The following is a 16,478-nucleotide window of genomic DNA, read 5'->3' as shown; positions in this document are numbered from 1 at the left end:
CCACTAAATTTTAAAAAGTATATAAATAAGTATGTTTAAGTTCAAGTGTATTAGCTCATATTGCGTTGATATGGGTAATAAAACCTATGTAAAGGCTATAAAGGATGACGGCAACGTTGATTTAATAATTTACGGCAGGCACAATGAAGTAGACACTCTTACATATATGGAGGTTGAGGGTAAAATAAAAAACCAATTTAAAAACTACTTAATTGTTGACTCTATAAATATCATCGACAGATTCAACTCTATTAGAGGTTCCTTTCTAAGATTATCCCTTGCTATGTTAATCCTGGAAGTAACATACCGGTCAAATAGCGGCTTAAGCTTGCTTTTAGAGGGCCTAAACAGACTCAAAATTACAGACAACGAAAAGGCCTCTATATTCTTTTTTTATATTTTTCTCAAAAAAAACGGCATATTTGATGAAAAAAAATTCAATTTTGAAGAAAGAAACCTACTCCTGCAAATAGAAAAAAACAATCAAATAAGGGCAACTGCTGCATTTTTAAGGGTTTTAAAAAATAAATTACTAAAAGAAGTTCAAGCTTATATAGGTAAGCCACTGAATAGCTTAAAGCTCTTGATGAGGTAAAAAATGAGGGCAGTTATACAGAGGGTAAAACAGGCAAGTGTAGTAGTAGATGGAAAGGTTGTTGCCTCAATAGAGACAGGCATTTTAATACTTTTGTGTGTATGCAAGGATGACACCCAAAAGGATATTGAATATCTTGCAAAAAAGATAGCGAATATGCGTATATTCTCAGATGAAAATGGTAAATTTAACCTATCGGTTAAGGATATGGGTGGCTCCTGTATAGTTGTAAGCCAATTCACATTAGCTGCAGATACAAAAAAGGGTAACAGACCGTCATACTTTTACGCAGCAGAGCCCCAAAAAGCCCAAAAACTCTATAATGAATTTGTCCGACTTTTAAAAACAGAACATAATCTGCCTACACAAAAAGGGGTTTTTGCAGCTCATATGGACGTTAAGCTAATAAATGACGGTCCGGTAACTATATACATAGATTCAAAGGAAAATCTTCAGTAACTCTCCTCTGTCCACATATCAGGCTCAAATCTAACAACTCTGTTTCTACCGGCTTCTTTTGCTTTATACATAGCAACATCACTAAATTTTATACATTGCCACAGATTTTTTGAATCCTTGGGAAATATCGATACGCCTATGCTTAAGGTCTTTTTTATAACGTTCCCTTGAACTGTAATTTCTGTTTTTTCTACATCTGATCTTATTCTCTCTGCTATCTCAAGCACACTCTTTTCATCCACATCTTGTAGGAGTACTAAAAATTCCTCACCACCAAACCTCACTGCGATATCTGATTCCCTAATGCTCTTTGCTATAGCCCTTACAACACCCCTTAACACTTCATCACCTACATTATGCCCATAAACATCGTTAACCTGCTTAAAGAAATCTACATCGCACATCAGTATACCGGCAAGTGTATTTCTGCGCTTTACTGTGGCTGAGAATGTAGCTGCAAACTCATCAAGAAACCGCCTGTTATAAAGCCCGGTGAGGGGGTCTCTCATGGTAGATTCCTTAAGCTGAGAAAGCAGTCTCTTGGCCTCTATAACAGGGGCAGCCTCTTTTAGGAACACCTTGACTCTTTTTATTTTTTTCTCTATCTCTTTAGTTTTCTGCTTCTCTTCAAATATCAACTGAACCACACTACCAACTGTTCCGCCAACAAGAAGAGGTATGCAAACATGGTTTTTGTCATGCTCTATAAAGCTAAGGCATACATTTTTCTCAACAAATGAATCCACTTCTTTAGCCGTTCTAACACATCTACATAGATTGCAACTTAGAAGTATGTCCTGTTTGCAGGCCATTTTTTCTGTTTCGTATACAATGATTTGCTTCATTGAGCTTTTGCTATTGTTAACCTCGTAAACATTAAATTGCCGTATACCAAAATCGTCCTTAAGAAGATCAAACAACCTTCTATATACAGCATTTACATCCACATCTTCCTCTATGGTCTTCTTAAATAGCATCAGCTTATAGCTTTCGTCTATAAAATCATTAAAGTTTTTAACTAAAATACCCAATTCATCGTCACCCTTATATGGAAGCTTGAGTTGGGGGGAGACCTCCTCTTCGGCAAGCTTTTTTGAAAGTTCCCCAACCTCTCTCAATCTATTTGTAATACAAGACACAATAAAAAAGAAAACGAAACCCGCAACAACAGAGATGAGACCCCCTGCTATTAAACTATTTACGGTTGTTATGAACATATCCTTTTCTTTTCTTTTTAAAAACCCATCAACAGCCTTATCTAAATCATCCAAATAAAACCCGCTGCCAACAACCCACTTCCAAGGATAAAAATACCCCACATAGGATACCTTCGGGTAGCAACCCTTACTATTTGAACCAAGTTTAGGCCAACAATATTCAACAAACCCGCCACCCTGTGTTTCTATAACGCGCGCCATCTCTCTAAATAGATAAACGCCGTTTTTATCCTTGAAATTCCAAACATTCTTACCATTGAGCTCAGGTTTTGGAGGATCAAGCACCATAACGCCATCAAGTGTGTTTATCCATACATAGTCATAAACATTTATGTTTTTCCCTATATTGTACCTTATAGCATTAATAAACTCTATTGACTTTTTTATTGCCTCTTCCTCGGACATCTCTTTATTCTTATATGCATCATAGTATTTATCTATGCCATCTAATGCTATATTAACTACATTTCTAACCATCTTTTTTTGGTTATCCTCAAGATTCTTCCTATATATAGCAGCTTCCCTTTTTATAGATTTTATATTACCCATCACGTAGTAGCTATAACCTATAATGCCTATTAGAATTATCGAAATAAGATAAGAAAACAAAATTTTAAACTTTATGCTCCGTGAAAAAAACCACCCTTTCAATTCTTCCATATCAAGCCCCTTTGGTTATTTTTGCAAAACCTAATAAATTATTAAGTTATTGTCAACTAAAAAATGCGTAAAACTTGTAAAAACAGGCGTTTTCTATAAAATGTAATTGATGATTGTAGATGTTAGTGAGATATTTTACTCCATTCAAGGGGAGGGCTCAAAAATTGGTTATAAAGCCATATTCATAAGGTTATGCGGCTGTAATTTAAAGTGTCCTTTCTGTGACACAAAATATGCGCTAAGCTGCAAAAATCCAATGAATGCACATGAGATATACGAAAAAATAAGCAGGTTTCCTGCAAAGAACATTATATTTACAGGCGGTGAGCCGACATTGAAAGATAACTTCATGGCGTATTTTATGAAAAAATACAACAATTACTCCTATTTTTTAGAAACCAACGGAACGCTGTTTCCAAAAAAAAGTATCAATTTGTTTTCACATATAGTTGTAAGTCCAAAAATGTTTGCTATTAATTTAGATGTATTGAAAAGCTTAATAAAATACTCCATAAGCATCGAGTTTAAGTTTGTTGTGGATGAAAATTTTACAAAAGAGCTTGAATTGATGGAAGAATTGGGTTTAAAAGAGGCCACGTTTCAACCGGTATGGTTGAACGACTCAATGGAAAGCTACATAAAAAAAACAGTTAGAATAATAGAAAAGCTCAAAGATATTCCTTACAACATCAGGATTATTCCGCAGATACATAAAATCCTATACGGTCAAAAGAAGGGGGTTTAGATGAAAAAGGCTGTAATTATATATTCAGGCGGACTTGATTCAACAACGTGTTTATTTTGGGCATTGGATGAGTTTGACGAGGTTCACACAATTACATTTTACTACGCGCAGAGACACTCCATAGAGGTAGATTTCTCAAAAAAAACACTTGAATTAGCCCAAAGAATAAAGAATAAAACCATAAAAAGCCATTACTTTTCAATAGATCTATCTCAGATAGGCGGAAGTGCATTAACTGACCCCTCAATAGATGTGCCAAAAAATAGAGATGAAGAGAAGATATCCTCAGAAATACCCATAACCTATGTGCCGTTTAGAAACGGCGTGTTTTTGTCAATTACAGCCGCATTGGCAGAAAAAAACGAGATTTACAACATCATAGGCGGATGGAATATGTTGGACTATTCAGGCTACCCAGACTGCAGAGATGATTTTCTAACTGCCTTTGAAAAGGCTATAAACTACGGCACAAAGGCAGGTAGCCAAGGAAAAACGTTTAAAATATTGACACCCCTGTTAAAGATGAATAAAGCACAGATCATACTATTTGGCAAAAAGCACGGCGCAGATTACTCCTATTCATACTCCTGCTATTCAGGGGATGGCATACCTTGTGGTGAGTGTGATGCATGTATTCTAAGGGCCAAGGGCTTCAAAGAAGCTGGTTTAGAGGATGATTTTTTGGTAAGATTGAAGCGTGAAGGCCATAACAGCCCATAAGAATCCAGACTTTGATGCCATAGCGAGTTGCGTTGCGGCTAAAAAGCTATACCCTGATGCTGTAATTTTGTTCCCACAATTCCACGGTAAGGGTAATGCTCAGTTTATTCTTCAATCTTTGATTTACCCGTTTTTAGAAGAGGCAGAACATGTAGACTTAAATAGCATAGACACCCTAATAGTTGTCGATACACACTCATCCAAAAGGATCGAGCCCAAATACAGACCTTTATTGAAAAAGGCAAAGATCATTTGCTATGACCATCACGAAGAAGGCGATCTTGCATGTGAACAAACACACCTTGTAAAATACGGTGCAAATACAACACAGCTTGTTGAGAAGATAATTAAAAACGGCATTGAGATAGATGAAGAAGAGGCGACTCTGTTTATGCTTGGCATCTACGCTGATACGGGAAGACTTACATTCTCCTCTACAACACCTAATGATATAAAGGCGGCTGCTTTTCTTTTAGAAAAAGGCGCAGATTTAGAAACTGTTAAAGAGGTATTGGAAGAAGCACTAACAGAAACCGATGTAATAATTCTCAACGATTTAATAAAAAACAAACGTATTTACGAGATAGGGAAAAAAAGAATAGGTCTGTCGTTTTCATCCTTAGATGAATATGTCGCCAATGTTTCAAACCTTGTAGGAAAATTAATAAACATAGATAGGCTTGATGCTGCCATTGCAGTCTTTAGGATGGGCTCAAGACTCTACATCATAGGGCGCTCAAATGACAAAGAGATAGATGTATCAAGGATACTAAAAGAGGTTGGAGGAGGGGGGCATCCTCAAGCCGCAAGTGCAACAATAAAAGATGCTACACTCATCGACACAACAGAAAAACTCAGTCAACTTATAAAAGAGGAACTGTTGGGACAAATAAAAGCCAAAGATATCATGAGCTTTCCGCCTAAATTTGTATATGCTACAGACTCTATAGAAAAAGTCAATGAACTAATATCCAAAAGCGGTATGAATGCCCTGGTAGTAGTCTGCAAAGAGACAGGTGATGTCATGGGAATAATAACAAGGCAGGTTATAAATAAAGCAATATTTCACAATATGCACAAAAAAACCGTTTCTTTATTCATGAATACAGAAATCAAAACTGTCGACGTAGAAGAGAACTTCAACAACATAAAAAGAATAGTGCTCGATGAGAAACAAAGGCTCATACCTGTATTGGAAAGAGGAAAACTCGTAGGAGTTATAACAAGAACAAATCTACTAAAGATATTAAGCGAAACCATAAATAGGGAAAAGCCACTAAAATTACAAAATATAAGCTCAAGGGTAAAAGGAACCTTGCCGAAAAACGCATTAGAATACTTAAAAGAAATAGGAGAACTTGCAAAAAGCATGGGGTACAACGCCTATCTTGTAGGCGGAATAATCAGGGATATAATTTTAGGCTGGGAAAATTTAGACATAGACATTGTTATAGAAGGTGATGGAATAGTTTTTGCCAAAGAGTTTGCAAAAATAAAACAAGCTAAAGTAGCAACACACGAGCGCTTCAAAACCGCAACACTGGTTATGAAAGATGGAATGCGTATAGATATAGCAACAGCAAGAGAGGAGTATTACGATTTACCAGGTGCTCTACCAGTAGTTGAGAAAAGTTCAATAAAACTCGACCTGTATAGGAGGGACTTCACTATAAACGCATTGGCTATGAAACTTCACGATGAGTTTGGAGACCTGTTGGATTTCTTTGGCGGCCTCAACGATATAAAAAACAAAAAAATCAGAGTATTGCACATGCTGAGCTTTGTTGATGACCCAACAAGAATGTACAGAGCTGTGAGATTTGCCGCAAGGCTCGGCTTCGACATAGGCCAGCAAACTGACAGATTAATAAAGGTAGCCGTGGAACTTGGCATTGTAAACAAGGTTGAAAAGATACGTATATTCAATGAAATTGTTCACATACTCAACAATGATAATGTCAAGAGCAGTTTTGAAATGCTGAAGAGCTACAGGCTTATAAGGACGCTCGATAATAAACTTATAATAGACGATAGAATACTCAGCTATATAGATGAGGCTGAAGAGATTGTAAAGAGTTGCTCAATATTTTGCAAAAACAAAAAAATAAAAAGAGAGAGAGTATTTCTTATACTACTTGAATACCTATTCGGAAAATCCACAAGCTTCTCAAAAGCTGTGGGTGCTGACGATCAAACTTACGAGTTTGTAAAAAATACATCAAAAAAGATACCTATAGCAAACGGAATTCTATCAAAAAAAAACGTAAATGATCTTGAAATATATGAAGCTTTATCCAAAATACCTTTAGAGGGCATTTTGGCTCTTTATCCGCTAACAAAAGAAAAGGAAAGGCTCATACGATATCTTGAGGATTTGATGCACAGAGAGCCGATAATCAAAGGTAAAGACTTAATAAAACTTGGATTTAAACCATCAAAAATATTCGGACAAATGATAAACGATATATTCAAGCAACAACTACTTGGAAAGATAAAAGACAAAATCGAGGCAATAAAATACATAGAGGAGAATTATAAAAATGCAAACAATAAAGATAAATCTTCCGAATTGGCTAACAGACAGATGTAAATTAAACCAAATATTTAAAGAAGATAAAGAAAAGATGCTATTTGCCATAGAACTTGCAAAATTGAGCATAAGAAATGGCGGGGGACCGTTTGGTGCGGCTATATTTTCAAAAGAAGGAAAACTCGTTTCTTGCGGTGTAAATCTTGTCACTAAAGAAAAGCTATCTATACTTCATGCAGAGATTGTGGCATTTATTATGGCTCAAAAAAAACTAAAAACCTACAGTCTATCTGAGGCAGGGTATTTTGAGCTATTTTCATCATCTGAGCCCTGTGCCATGTGTTTAGGTGCAATCCTGTGGAGTGGAATAAAGAGGGTAGTGTTTGGCGCATACTCAGACGCTGCAAGAAATATAGGATTTGACGAGGGACCTGTATTTGAGGCATCCTGGAATTATCTGAAAAATAAAGGAATTATAGTGGAAGGCGGCCTCCTAAAGGATAAGGCCGCCGAGGTATTAGTTTCTTATAAAGAACTCAACGGTGTTATTTACAACCCTTAGAATATTTTGAAAATAACTAAAGATAATTGAGGTATATAAGTAGCAAGCAACAATCCTGCTAGATAAGTAATAAACCAAGGTATACTTGTTTTTGTTATATACTCTATACTTTTGCCTGTTATACCCATTGCAACAAATAGGTTCAAACCAACAGGCGGTGTTATTTCTCCTAAACCCATATTTATTGTGTAAATAATACCGAGTTGAATTGGATTAATTCCCAAATGCATAGCTACGGGGAAAAATAGCGGGGCAGTAACCATTACTATACTTGATGGCTCCATAAAAGCACCGAAGATTATCAAAAGAACATTGACTCCAGCTAAGAACATTATCTTGCTAACATGTGCCTGGATAATCATTTCAGAAAGCTGCTGGGGTATTTGCTCTATCGTTAAGAAGTAAGCAAAAAGCATAGCGTTTGCTATAATAAATAAAATCATTGCACTTGTAGCCGATGCTTTTAATATAACCTGAGGAACTTCTTTCCAGGTCAAATCCCTATAGATAAATTTAGCTACAAAGAAAGCATAGACTGCAGAAACTGCCGCTGCTTCCGTTGGGGTGAAGATACCTGAGTATATTCCTCCTATAATTATAACTATAAGCATCAAAGCCCAAAAACTACTTGCAAAAGCCTTGAGCTTCTCTTTAACAGGAGCTGGTTTACTTCTTTTAAATCCGGCTCTTCTTGCCATAACATAAGTTAGAATCATCAGCATCATAGTAATAACTATTCCAGGAACTACACCTGCCAAAAACAGATCGCCTATAGACTGATCTACCGTAACACCGTAAACTATTAGCACAATAGATGGAGGTATAAGAATACCTAAAGAACCAGCAGTTGTAATAGAACCTATAGCAAATGTATCAGAATATCCCGCTTCTCTAATTGCGGGAATCATTATAGAGCCAATAGCAGCAACTGTAGCAGGACCAGAACCGCTAACGGCTGCAAAAATAGCACAGGCCAAAATTGATGTCATAGTTAAGCCGCCAGGCAGATGACCTACCATTGTATGGGCAAATTTTATTATTCTCTTTGCTGTTCCACCCTCAGATAAAAACGCTCCGGCCAAAACGAAAAACGGTATAGCCATAAGGGCAAATTTATCTAAAGCGGTAAATAATTTTTGAGCAATAGCAATGAGCGGTAAACCCGCAATAAAATATATACCAAATGTAGCAGTTACACCTAAAGCCACGGCTATAGGGATATCTATAGCTATAAACAGAAATAACAGAGCAGCTACCATCAAAATAGTCATTCTATTAATCCCTCCTCTTCTGCCTTTTCAAGATCAGAACCAACCCTCTGTTTAAGTTTATCACCTGGTGTTTGCAGTATCTCTATAAGCCTTACAAAAACTCTCCATGATGCCGTGGCCATAGTTATAGGCACAACCAGATATATAATCCAAAACGGGATTTGGAGGTCTATTGAAACCTGCTGGGTCATATAATCGAACTTAACAAGATCGATACCCAAAATAGTCAACATTACTAAAAAACCAAACACAACTAATGCACTTATTAAAGTGACGAATTTACATAACTTTGGAGGCAATGCCTTAACCAACGCATCAAAAGACATATGCATACCTATTTCAAATCCATAGCTTGCACCAAATAAAGTCATCCAAATGAACAGATAAGTTGTAAGTTCTCCTGCCCAAACCAAACTTGAACTAAATACATATCTTGCTATTACATTAACAAAGGCTAATATAGTAGCAGATGAAGCAAGTATTACCATCAAGGTTTTATCTATTGCCCCAAGCACTCTATCTATCTTCTTTATTGTTTCCATCATTTTGTTCTACCTCCCCCTACTAAAAAAAGCAAAGGGGCAAGAAACCCCCTTGCTTTTGCTTTTAGAGGCCATTCCCTTCTTTTATTGCCTCTTCAATTAAATCTTTGCCTATAGTTTTGTAGAATTTAGGATATATCTTAACAAGAACCTTTCTCCATGCTTCCCTCTGTTCGGGCGTAAGAACAACATCTTTTACTTTTGGATCCTTCAAAACTAAAGCCCTCTGTTTTTTTGTAAGTTCATCAGCCAATTTTCTTTCATAAGCTGTAGCATCTCTTACGCAACCTTCTAAGATAGTTCTCAGTTTTGGAGAAAGACTATCCCAGAATTTGGCATTTGTAATAAGAACATAGCCTAAATAACCATGATATGTCTCTGTGGTGTATGGGGCAACCTCATAGAATTTCTTTGTGTAAAGGTTAGACCATGGGTTTTCACAACCATCAACAACACCTTGTTCGAGTGCCGAATAAACCTCAGAGAACGGTAAAACCTGTGGACTTGCACCCAAGGCCTTAAACTGAGCCTCTAAAACCCTTGAAGACATGATTCTAAACTTTAGACCCTTACAATCTTTTGGAAGAACGATTGGATGCTTGTTATTGGAAAGTACCTTAAATCCATTATCCCAATAAGCTAAACCCAAAAGACCCTTTCTTCTAAAGAGGTTTAAAACCTTCTTTCCGACTGGCCCATCCATAACTTTGTGCAAATGCTCGGAGTTTTTAAATAAGAATGGAAGATCAAATAACTGGATCTCAGGCAACCACCCTGTAAATTTAGCTGTTGCAGGACAAGCCATTTGAATAGTTCCCATCTGAACTGCTTCAACAGCAGCTCTATCACCATAAAGCATAGCGTTTGGGTAAACCTTTACGATAACCTGGCCGTGTGTCCTTTCTTTGACAATCTTGGCAAAGTAGTTTGCGGCCTGGCCTTTAGGTGTATCCACAGCAACAACATGGCTAAACTTAATTACAATAGGTTTAGCCATGGCTGCGACACTAAAGACAAACACAGCCACAAAAGCTACCAAGTAAGCAAGCAAACCTCTCCTCATAAAAGCACCTCCTAAAAAATTATTTACAACCTTTTCTTTGAGCATCAAACGAAGCTATAGCGATCATATCCTGAATCATCGAAGATGTTGAACCCATCTCAAGTACATGGGCAGACTGCTTCAATCCGACAAGAATAGGACCTATAGGATATGCGCCACCCATCTTGTAGAGTAGTTTATACGCTATATTTGCAGCATCAAGATTAGGAAATATCAAAACATTAACATTTTTATTGGCTAAATCACTAAATGGATAAAACTGATCTATTAAATCCCTATCAACTGCAACATTAGCCTGGATCTCTCCATCGACTACTATTTCAGGGTGTTTCTCTTTCAATATATCTACAGCCCTTCTAACCTTTTTTGCCTCTTCTTGATTATTGCTACCAAAATTAGAGAAAGATAACATAGCAACAACAGCCTTATTATCGGTCAAGTCCTCATAGAAACAAGCTGCTTCTTTTGCTATAACAACTAATTCTTCACTCGTAGGATTTATATTTACTGTAGTATCAGCAAATACATAAATCTTGTTTTTGATTATCATTACATAAAGACCAGCCACCACGCTACCTTCTTCTTTATCAAGAACAGTCAACACAGGCCTTACGCCGGCAGGATAATTATATGTTTCACCTATTATCATAGAGTCAGCATCGCCATTTTTAACCATCATAGCGGCAAAATAGTTTGGCCTGTGCTCCATAATATAGGTAGCTTCTTTCCTTGTAATACCCTTTCTCTTCCTATCTTCGTATAACATTTCTGCGTATTTTTGAGTCTTATCGTAGTAAAGCGGGTCTATAAACTCAATCTTATCCAACATACTTTCTTTTAAGCCAAGCTCTTTTATCCTCTTTGCAACATCCTCTCTTGTAAAGCTCCTCGCGCCGATAAAGATTGGTTTTACCGTACCCTCTTCCAAACTGCTTTCTACTGCGCGCAAAATATTTGCATCTGTCGTTTCTGTGAAGACAACCCTCTTTGGATCAGATTTTGCCTTGTTATAGATGTAGCGTGTTACGGATTTGGTCTTATCCAACCTCTCTCTCAGTTGCTCTTTGTACTCCTCAAGGTCAAACTCACTCTCATCTATCTGGGCAACACCAGATTTTATTGCAGCCTCAGCAACAGCCGGTGCAACATAAAACAACGCCCTTGGGTCAAACGGCTTGGGCAGGATATATTCAGGGCCAAACTTCAAGTTCTCAACTCCATAAGCCTTCAAAACACTTTCTGGCACATCCTCTTTGGCAAGTTGAGCCAAAGCCTTTGCTGCCGCCATCATCATTTCATCATTAATCTGGGTTGCAAGCGTATCCAAAGCACCCCTGAAAAGGAACGGGAATGCTAAAACATTATTTATCTGGTTTGGATAATCGCTTCTTCCTGTGCCCATAATCACATTAGGATTGGCGTTTTTTGCTCTATCATAGGTAATTTCAGGGTCTGGATTCGCCATAGCAAATATTATAGGCTTATCACTCATTCTCTTAACCATCTCTTCAGTCAAAACATTGGCCTTGGAAACGCCAAGAAAAATATCCGCACCCTCCAAAGCCTCCTCAAGAGTCCTTGCATCTGTATCTACCGCAAAAAACTCTTTGTACTTATTCATGCCGGCTTCTCTGCCTTTATATATTACGCCCCTTGAGTCCAACATTATAATGTTTTCCTTTCTTATTCCGAGCGTCATGTAGAATTTTGCACAGGCAACACCTGCAGCACCGGCACCGTTAACTACAAGTTTACATTTTGATATATCCTTACCTGTTATCTCCAAAGCGTTTAGAAGAGCTGCTCCACTTATAACAGCCGTTCCATGTTGATCATCATGAAATACAGGTATATTCATCTTCTCTCTTAATTTCTCCTCAATATAAAAACACTCAGGCGCCTTTATATCTTCAAGGTTAATTCCTCCAAACGTTGGCTCCAACGATGCAATTATATCAACTAATTTATCCGGGTCGGTTTCATTAACTTCAATATCAAAAACATCTATATCGGCAAAGGTCTTAAATAGGTTTCCCTTACCCTCCATAACAGGTTTTGAGGCCAAAGCACCGATATTCCCCAAACCCAGAACCGCTGTTCCATTTGATACAACAGCAACAAGATTACCCTTGGCAGTATATTTATAGGCGGTTTTTGGGTCTTCAGCTAACACCAAAGACACCTCTGCAACACCTGGTGTATAAGCTAAAGATAGGTCTTTTTGGGTTTTTAAAGGTTTTGTGGGCCTTACCTCTATCTTACCAGCCCTGTCACCAAGATGATACTTTAAAGCTTCTTCTCTTAACCTACTGTTAGACATCAATCAACCTCCTTTTCTAAACTCCTAACCAATAGTTTATATTTTAAAAATTAAAAACTGTCAAATAAATTTAATTTTTTTGACACCATCTTAACCATTATATAATTGGATAAAGAGACAACGCTTGCTATAGCTATTACAATCATAATCTGGTAAAAAACCGCCTCTTTCGGGTTAACTCCGGAGAGAATTTGGCCTGTCATCATACCAGGCAAAAATACAATGCCCATGCCACTTGCAGATGTTAATGAAGGCAAAAGAGCTGCTTTTAAAGAATCCCTTCTTACAAAAGCCAAAGCCTCATCCCAATTTGCACCTATACACAGTAAATCCTCTATAGCAGGTTTATTGTCCTTAATCTTTGAGAAAAACCTCTCAGCCGCTATAGCTGTTGAGTTCATTGAATTGCCAATTATCATGCCTGCAAGCGGTATAAAATACCTCGCATGCGGATAATTCATGCGTATAATACCCACAAAAACAAACACGAGTACAACTAAAGCTGATACAAAAATAGATAAAAAAACAAATAAACCTATTCCCTTACCTTTAAGTTTAGCTCTGCTTATTGAGATATTTGAAGCAAAACCCACCATAACTGTGAACACAACTACATTAACAATAATATTATCTAATTTAAACAGATAAATCAAAACAAAGCCTGCAGCAAACAATTGAAGGCTCATTCTGGCAAAGGAAATCAAGATATCCTTCTCAAGTTTTAGCCTTTCTTTATAAGAGATAGTCAAAACAGCCAGCAGCAAGAAATAGGAAGCTATAAAGCCGTAAATCCCTATCGATTTAACCATAAAGCTTTATCCTTTATCGTAAAAATCTTATCGGCAAATTTCTCAGCTATTGTTTCATGTGAAACAATCAAACACACTTTACTCTTGCAAAACCCCTTTAGGTAACTAAAAACAGTCTCTGCTGTATTGATATCTAAAGCAGAGGTTGGCTCATCAAATAAAGCCACTTCCGGGTCAAGCAGAATGTTTCTTATGAGTGCTATACGTTGACGCTCACCACCAGAAAGATTAGCTGAGCTTTCCTGCAATACTCTTTCTTTCAAATTAAATTTTTTAGCAATACAGAGTAATTTTTCTTTATCAATTTTTTTGTTTTTGTGCGCCTTAAAAGAGAAAACCATTTCTATGGACTCCATAGGGGTTTGTGAAAAGAAGTAGTTTCCCTGGGGAAGCATGATACACCTGCTACGCCATGCAACTTCATTCATAGATAGTATATCCAAGTCCTCAAAAAACATCCTTCCGCCCAAAGGTTTTATAAGCAGATTTATAGTTCTCAAAAGCGTGGTTTTACCAGATCCAGACTCACCCACAATGAGATTAAACCCAACATTAAAGGTAGCATCGATCTTATTCAACAACACCTTTTGATTAAAACCTATAACGAGATGTTCTAACTTCAAAATCATTGCATTTACCCTTTAACAAAATTATACTAATTCAAGCTATGAGTGTAAAATTAAACAACTATCTCTGTGGCATCATACATAAAAAAGGCATAAAATCACAGTTCTGCTTTTCAAAAGGGGAGCTATTTTTAAACGGCAACAAAGACCCGCTGGGAGAAAAAAAGCACTCAAAAGCCAAAGGTCTTATACATAGATATACCGACAGGGTTGTTTTAACTGTAACAAACAAATGTTTTGCTTACTGTAGATTTTGCTTCAGAAAAAACAACTGGCAATCATTTGAGGGGTTCAGCTTAGAGGAAAGCGTAAATTACCTAAAAAAAACAAAAAATGTAAGGGAGGTGTTGATTTCTGGGGGCGACCCATTTTTTTTAAGCAACAAAAAATTGGCTGAGATACTTACTGCTATAAGGTCGATTAAACATATATCTACCATAAGGATAGGTAGCCGGGTTCTAAGTTCTCTACCTATAAGAATAGACAACCAGACTGCAGAAATGCTCAAGCTATTCAAACCCATATGGATAGCAGCACACATAAACCACCCAGATGAAATAACCGATGAATTTAAAAAATCGGCAAGGCTTCTTTTAGATAGTGGCATACCTATCGTATCCCAAACGGTTTTACTAAAAAACATTAACGACAATGAGACAACGCTGAAGAAGCTATTCTGCAGCCTTGTAGATATTGGTATAAAACCGTATTACCTATTTGGCTGTGACCAGGCTGTAGGAAACGGGATTTTTAGGGTTTCTATAGATAAAGCTTTAAGTTTAATGGAAAAACTCAGGGGTAAGATTAGCGGATTGTGCATGCCAACCTTCTCCTTTGATTTGCCTTCAGGCTACGGCAAAGTAACACTTGAACCAAATAGGATAATAAAAAGAAACGGTAACATCTTTACATTCAAAAATTTTGAAGGAAAGGAGATAAATTACACAGATGTTTGATTTAAATAATGAGTTAAAAAAAATAAAAGAGGAGTCAAATAAGGGCAATTTAGGTATGATCTTAGTTCACAATGGCGTTGTAAGGGCAACATCAAAAAACGGCAAACCAATCAAGCAGATGATTGTAAGCTACGACGAAAAGAAATTAGACGAGCTTATAGAGAGGATAAACGCTCTTGATTACATAGAAAAAAGCATAATCTGGATAAACAAAGGCAAACTAAACATAGGGGATGACATTATGTATGTAATAATGGCTGGAAATCGCAGAAAAGACCTACTGCCTCTATTTGAGCAAACAATAGAAACTATAAAAAACGAAATTGTTAAAGAGGCTGAAGAATGAAAAAATTGATTGTCATATTATTTTTCACATTGCTATGGATTAAAGCTGATGCATGTGTCATTCTAATCTATCATAAAGTAGGAGACAACAGGACACCATCTACAAATGTATCAATCAAACTGTTCGAAGAGCAGATGGCGTATTTAAAAGAGCACGGATATAAAGTAATGCCACTAAAAACGCTGGTTGATAAACTAAAAAAACACAAAAGCCTATCTGACAAGTGTGTGGTCTTGACATTTGACGATGGATACAAAAGCATTTACAAAAACGCTTTTCCTATAATAAAAAGATATCACTATCCAATAACTGTATTTCTACCAACCGAAGCCATAGAGAAACACTATCCAGACTATCTAACGCTAAAACAAATAGAAGAGATGAGAAAATACGGGGTAGATTTCCAATCTCACAGCTATGCCCATCCTCGCTTTACAAATCCACCAAAGAACATTCCAGCTAATAAATACAAAAACTGGATAGTTAGCGACCTTAAAAAGAGCATAGATTTCTTTAAAAAACATTTTGGTTATAAACCATACGCATTTGCCATACCTTATGGTGATTATAACACTACAGTCATAGAAGCAGCTAAAAGTATGGGTTTTGAGGTTATCTTAACCCAGGATGCAACAGCCGCAGGCAAAAAAACACCTTTATGGCTCATACCTCGCCAACCTATCTTGGGTAAATATTGGTCTAGTATGAAACATTTCAAAGAGGTACTGGAAGAGGGATATTTACCTGTAGAAAAACGCATACCTGAGGCGGGAAGTATAAACAAAAACCTGAAGATGGTAGGTGCGGTAATAGACAATGCATCACTATACGATAAAAATAGCTTCAAGATATATACAACCCAATTGGGCTGGCAAAAAGCAAAACTAAAGGGCAACTTAGCATACATCAATATGAAGGAAAAACTCTCAATCCCCAAGCAGCGTATAGGTGTAATGGCAAAAAGAAACGGCATAACCTATAAAACCCTCTGGATGGTCTGGATAAAAAACGATTAACAGAACAACACTGATAAACTAAAACTGTTGATTTTTTGCTA

General features: G+C 36.9%; 16 protein-coding genes. 9 read left to right on the top strand and 7 right to left on the bottom strand.

Features of this window, described 5'->3' with window-relative positions:
- Positions 1-31: 31 nt before the first annotated feature.
- Together HIPMA_RS00530 and dtd are read left to right on the top strand one after the other, a co-directional pair.
- Positions 32-595, top strand: coding sequence for a hypothetical protein (locus tag HIPMA_RS00530; protein ID WP_148226544.1), 564 nt, complete (start codon positions 32-34; stop codon positions 593-595).
- Between the two features lie 3 nt (positions 596-598).
- Positions 599-1,054, top strand: coding sequence for a D-aminoacyl-tRNA deacylase (gene dtd / locus HIPMA_RS00525; RefSeq protein WP_013681133.1), 456 nt, complete (start codon positions 599-601; stop codon positions 1,052-1,054).
- Here dtd and HIPMA_RS08935 read toward each other — a convergent pair.
- Positions 1,048-2,931 carry a diguanylate cyclase gene (locus tag HIPMA_RS08935; protein WP_013681132.1) on the bottom strand — a complete coding sequence of 628 codons (1,884 nt, stop codon included), beginning with the start codon at positions 2,929-2,931 and terminating at the stop codon, positions 1,048-1,050. The two genes, dtd and HIPMA_RS08935, sit on opposite strands and share 7 nt — an antisense overlap.
- A 109-nt stretch (positions 2,932-3,040) precedes the next feature.
- On the opposite strand from HIPMA_RS08935, the gene HIPMA_RS00515 reads away from it, so the two are divergent.
- The 4 genes from HIPMA_RS00515 to HIPMA_RS00500 are packed head-to-tail and all read left to right on the top strand — an operon-like array spanning position 3,041 to position 7,488.
- On the top strand, positions 3,041-3,676 hold the full coding sequence (locus HIPMA_RS00515; protein ID WP_013681131.1) for a 7-carboxy-7-deazaguanine synthase QueE: 636 nt from the start codon (positions 3,041-3,043) through the stop codon (positions 3,674-3,676).
- Entirely contained in the window at positions 3,677-4,396 is a 720-nt protein-coding gene (queC, locus tag HIPMA_RS00510) for a 7-cyano-7-deazaguanine synthase QueC (RefSeq protein ID WP_013681130.1), read from the top strand.
- Complete coding sequence (locus HIPMA_RS00505; RefSeq protein ID WP_013681129.1) at positions 4,374-6,986, top strand: CBS domain-containing protein; 2,613 nt, start codon at positions 4,374-4,376, stop codon at positions 6,984-6,986. Before queC ends, HIPMA_RS00505 begins: the two co-directional genes overlap by 23 nt.
- Complete coding sequence (locus HIPMA_RS00500; RefSeq protein ID WP_013681128.1) at positions 6,937-7,488, top strand: nucleoside deaminase; 552 nt, start codon at positions 6,937-6,939, stop codon at positions 7,486-7,488. Before HIPMA_RS00505 ends, HIPMA_RS00500 begins: the two co-directional genes overlap by 50 nt.
- Here the strand turns inward: HIPMA_RS00500 and HIPMA_RS00495 are convergent.
- The 6 genes from HIPMA_RS00495 to HIPMA_RS00470 form a co-directional block, all read right to left on the bottom strand.
- On the bottom strand, positions 7,485-8,759 hold the full coding sequence (locus HIPMA_RS00495; RefSeq protein WP_013681127.1) for a TRAP transporter large permease: 1,275 nt from the start codon (positions 8,757-8,759) through the stop codon (positions 7,485-7,487). The two genes, HIPMA_RS00500 and HIPMA_RS00495, sit on opposite strands and share 4 nt — an antisense overlap.
- Entirely contained in the window at positions 8,756-9,304 is a 549-nt protein-coding gene (locus HIPMA_RS00490; RefSeq protein WP_013681126.1) for a TRAP transporter small permease, read from the bottom strand. Before HIPMA_RS00490 ends, HIPMA_RS00495 begins: the two co-directional genes overlap by 4 nt.
- Positions 9,305-9,365: 61 nt before the next feature.
- Entirely contained in the window at positions 9,366-10,364 is a 999-nt protein-coding gene (locus HIPMA_RS00485; RefSeq protein ID WP_013681125.1) for a TRAP transporter substrate-binding protein, read from the bottom strand.
- 19 nt (positions 10,365-10,383) lie between these two features.
- Positions 10,384-12,684, bottom strand: a complete 2,301-nt coding sequence (locus HIPMA_RS09785; protein ID WP_013681124.1) for an NADP-dependent malic enzyme — start codon at positions 12,682-12,684, stop codon at positions 10,384-10,386.
- A 50-nt stretch (positions 12,685-12,734) separates the two neighbouring features.
- On the bottom strand, positions 12,735-13,493 hold the full coding sequence (locus HIPMA_RS00475; RefSeq protein ID WP_013681123.1) for an ABC transporter permease: 759 nt from the start codon (positions 13,491-13,493) through the stop codon (positions 12,735-12,737).
- Entirely contained in the window at positions 13,478-14,122 is a 645-nt protein-coding gene (locus HIPMA_RS00470; RefSeq protein ID WP_013681122.1) for an ABC transporter ATP-binding protein, read from the bottom strand. The genes HIPMA_RS00475 and HIPMA_RS00470 overlap by 16 nt, the downstream gene beginning before the upstream one ends.
- Before the next feature lie 38 nt (positions 14,123-14,160).
- Here HIPMA_RS00470 and HIPMA_RS00465 point away from each other — a divergent pair, with 38 nt between their 5' ends.
- Genes HIPMA_RS00465 through HIPMA_RS08930 form a run of 3 tightly spaced genes read left to right on the top strand, consistent with a single transcriptional unit; the run spans position 14,161 to position 16,437 of the window.
- Positions 14,161-15,075 (top strand): KamA family radical SAM protein, encoded by a 915-nt coding sequence (locus HIPMA_RS00465; protein WP_013681121.1) that lies wholly within the window; start codon positions 14,161-14,163, stop codon positions 15,073-15,075.
- The gene (locus HIPMA_RS00460; protein WP_013681120.1) at positions 15,068-15,421 is read left to right on the top strand and encodes a molybdenum cofactor biosynthesis protein MoaE; all 354 of its coding nucleotides are present in this window, start codon (positions 15,068-15,070) and stop codon (positions 15,419-15,421) included. The genes HIPMA_RS00465 and HIPMA_RS00460 overlap by 8 nt, the downstream gene beginning before the upstream one ends.
- Complete coding sequence (locus HIPMA_RS08930; RefSeq protein ID WP_013681119.1) at positions 15,418-16,437, top strand: polysaccharide deacetylase family protein; 1,020 nt, start codon at positions 15,418-15,420, stop codon at positions 16,435-16,437. Before HIPMA_RS00460 ends, HIPMA_RS08930 begins: the two co-directional genes overlap by 4 nt.
- The last annotated feature ends 41 nt before the right edge of the window (positions 16,438-16,478 follow it).

Origin of the sequence: Hippea maritima DSM 10411, from assembly GCF_000194135.1 — a bacterium.
Taxonomy (GTDB): Bacteria; Campylobacterota_A; Desulfurellia; order Desulfurellales; family Hippeaceae; genus Hippea; species Hippea maritima.
Note: the sequence above shows the minus strand (reverse complement) of the source record. Positions and strands in the feature narration are given on the sequence as shown.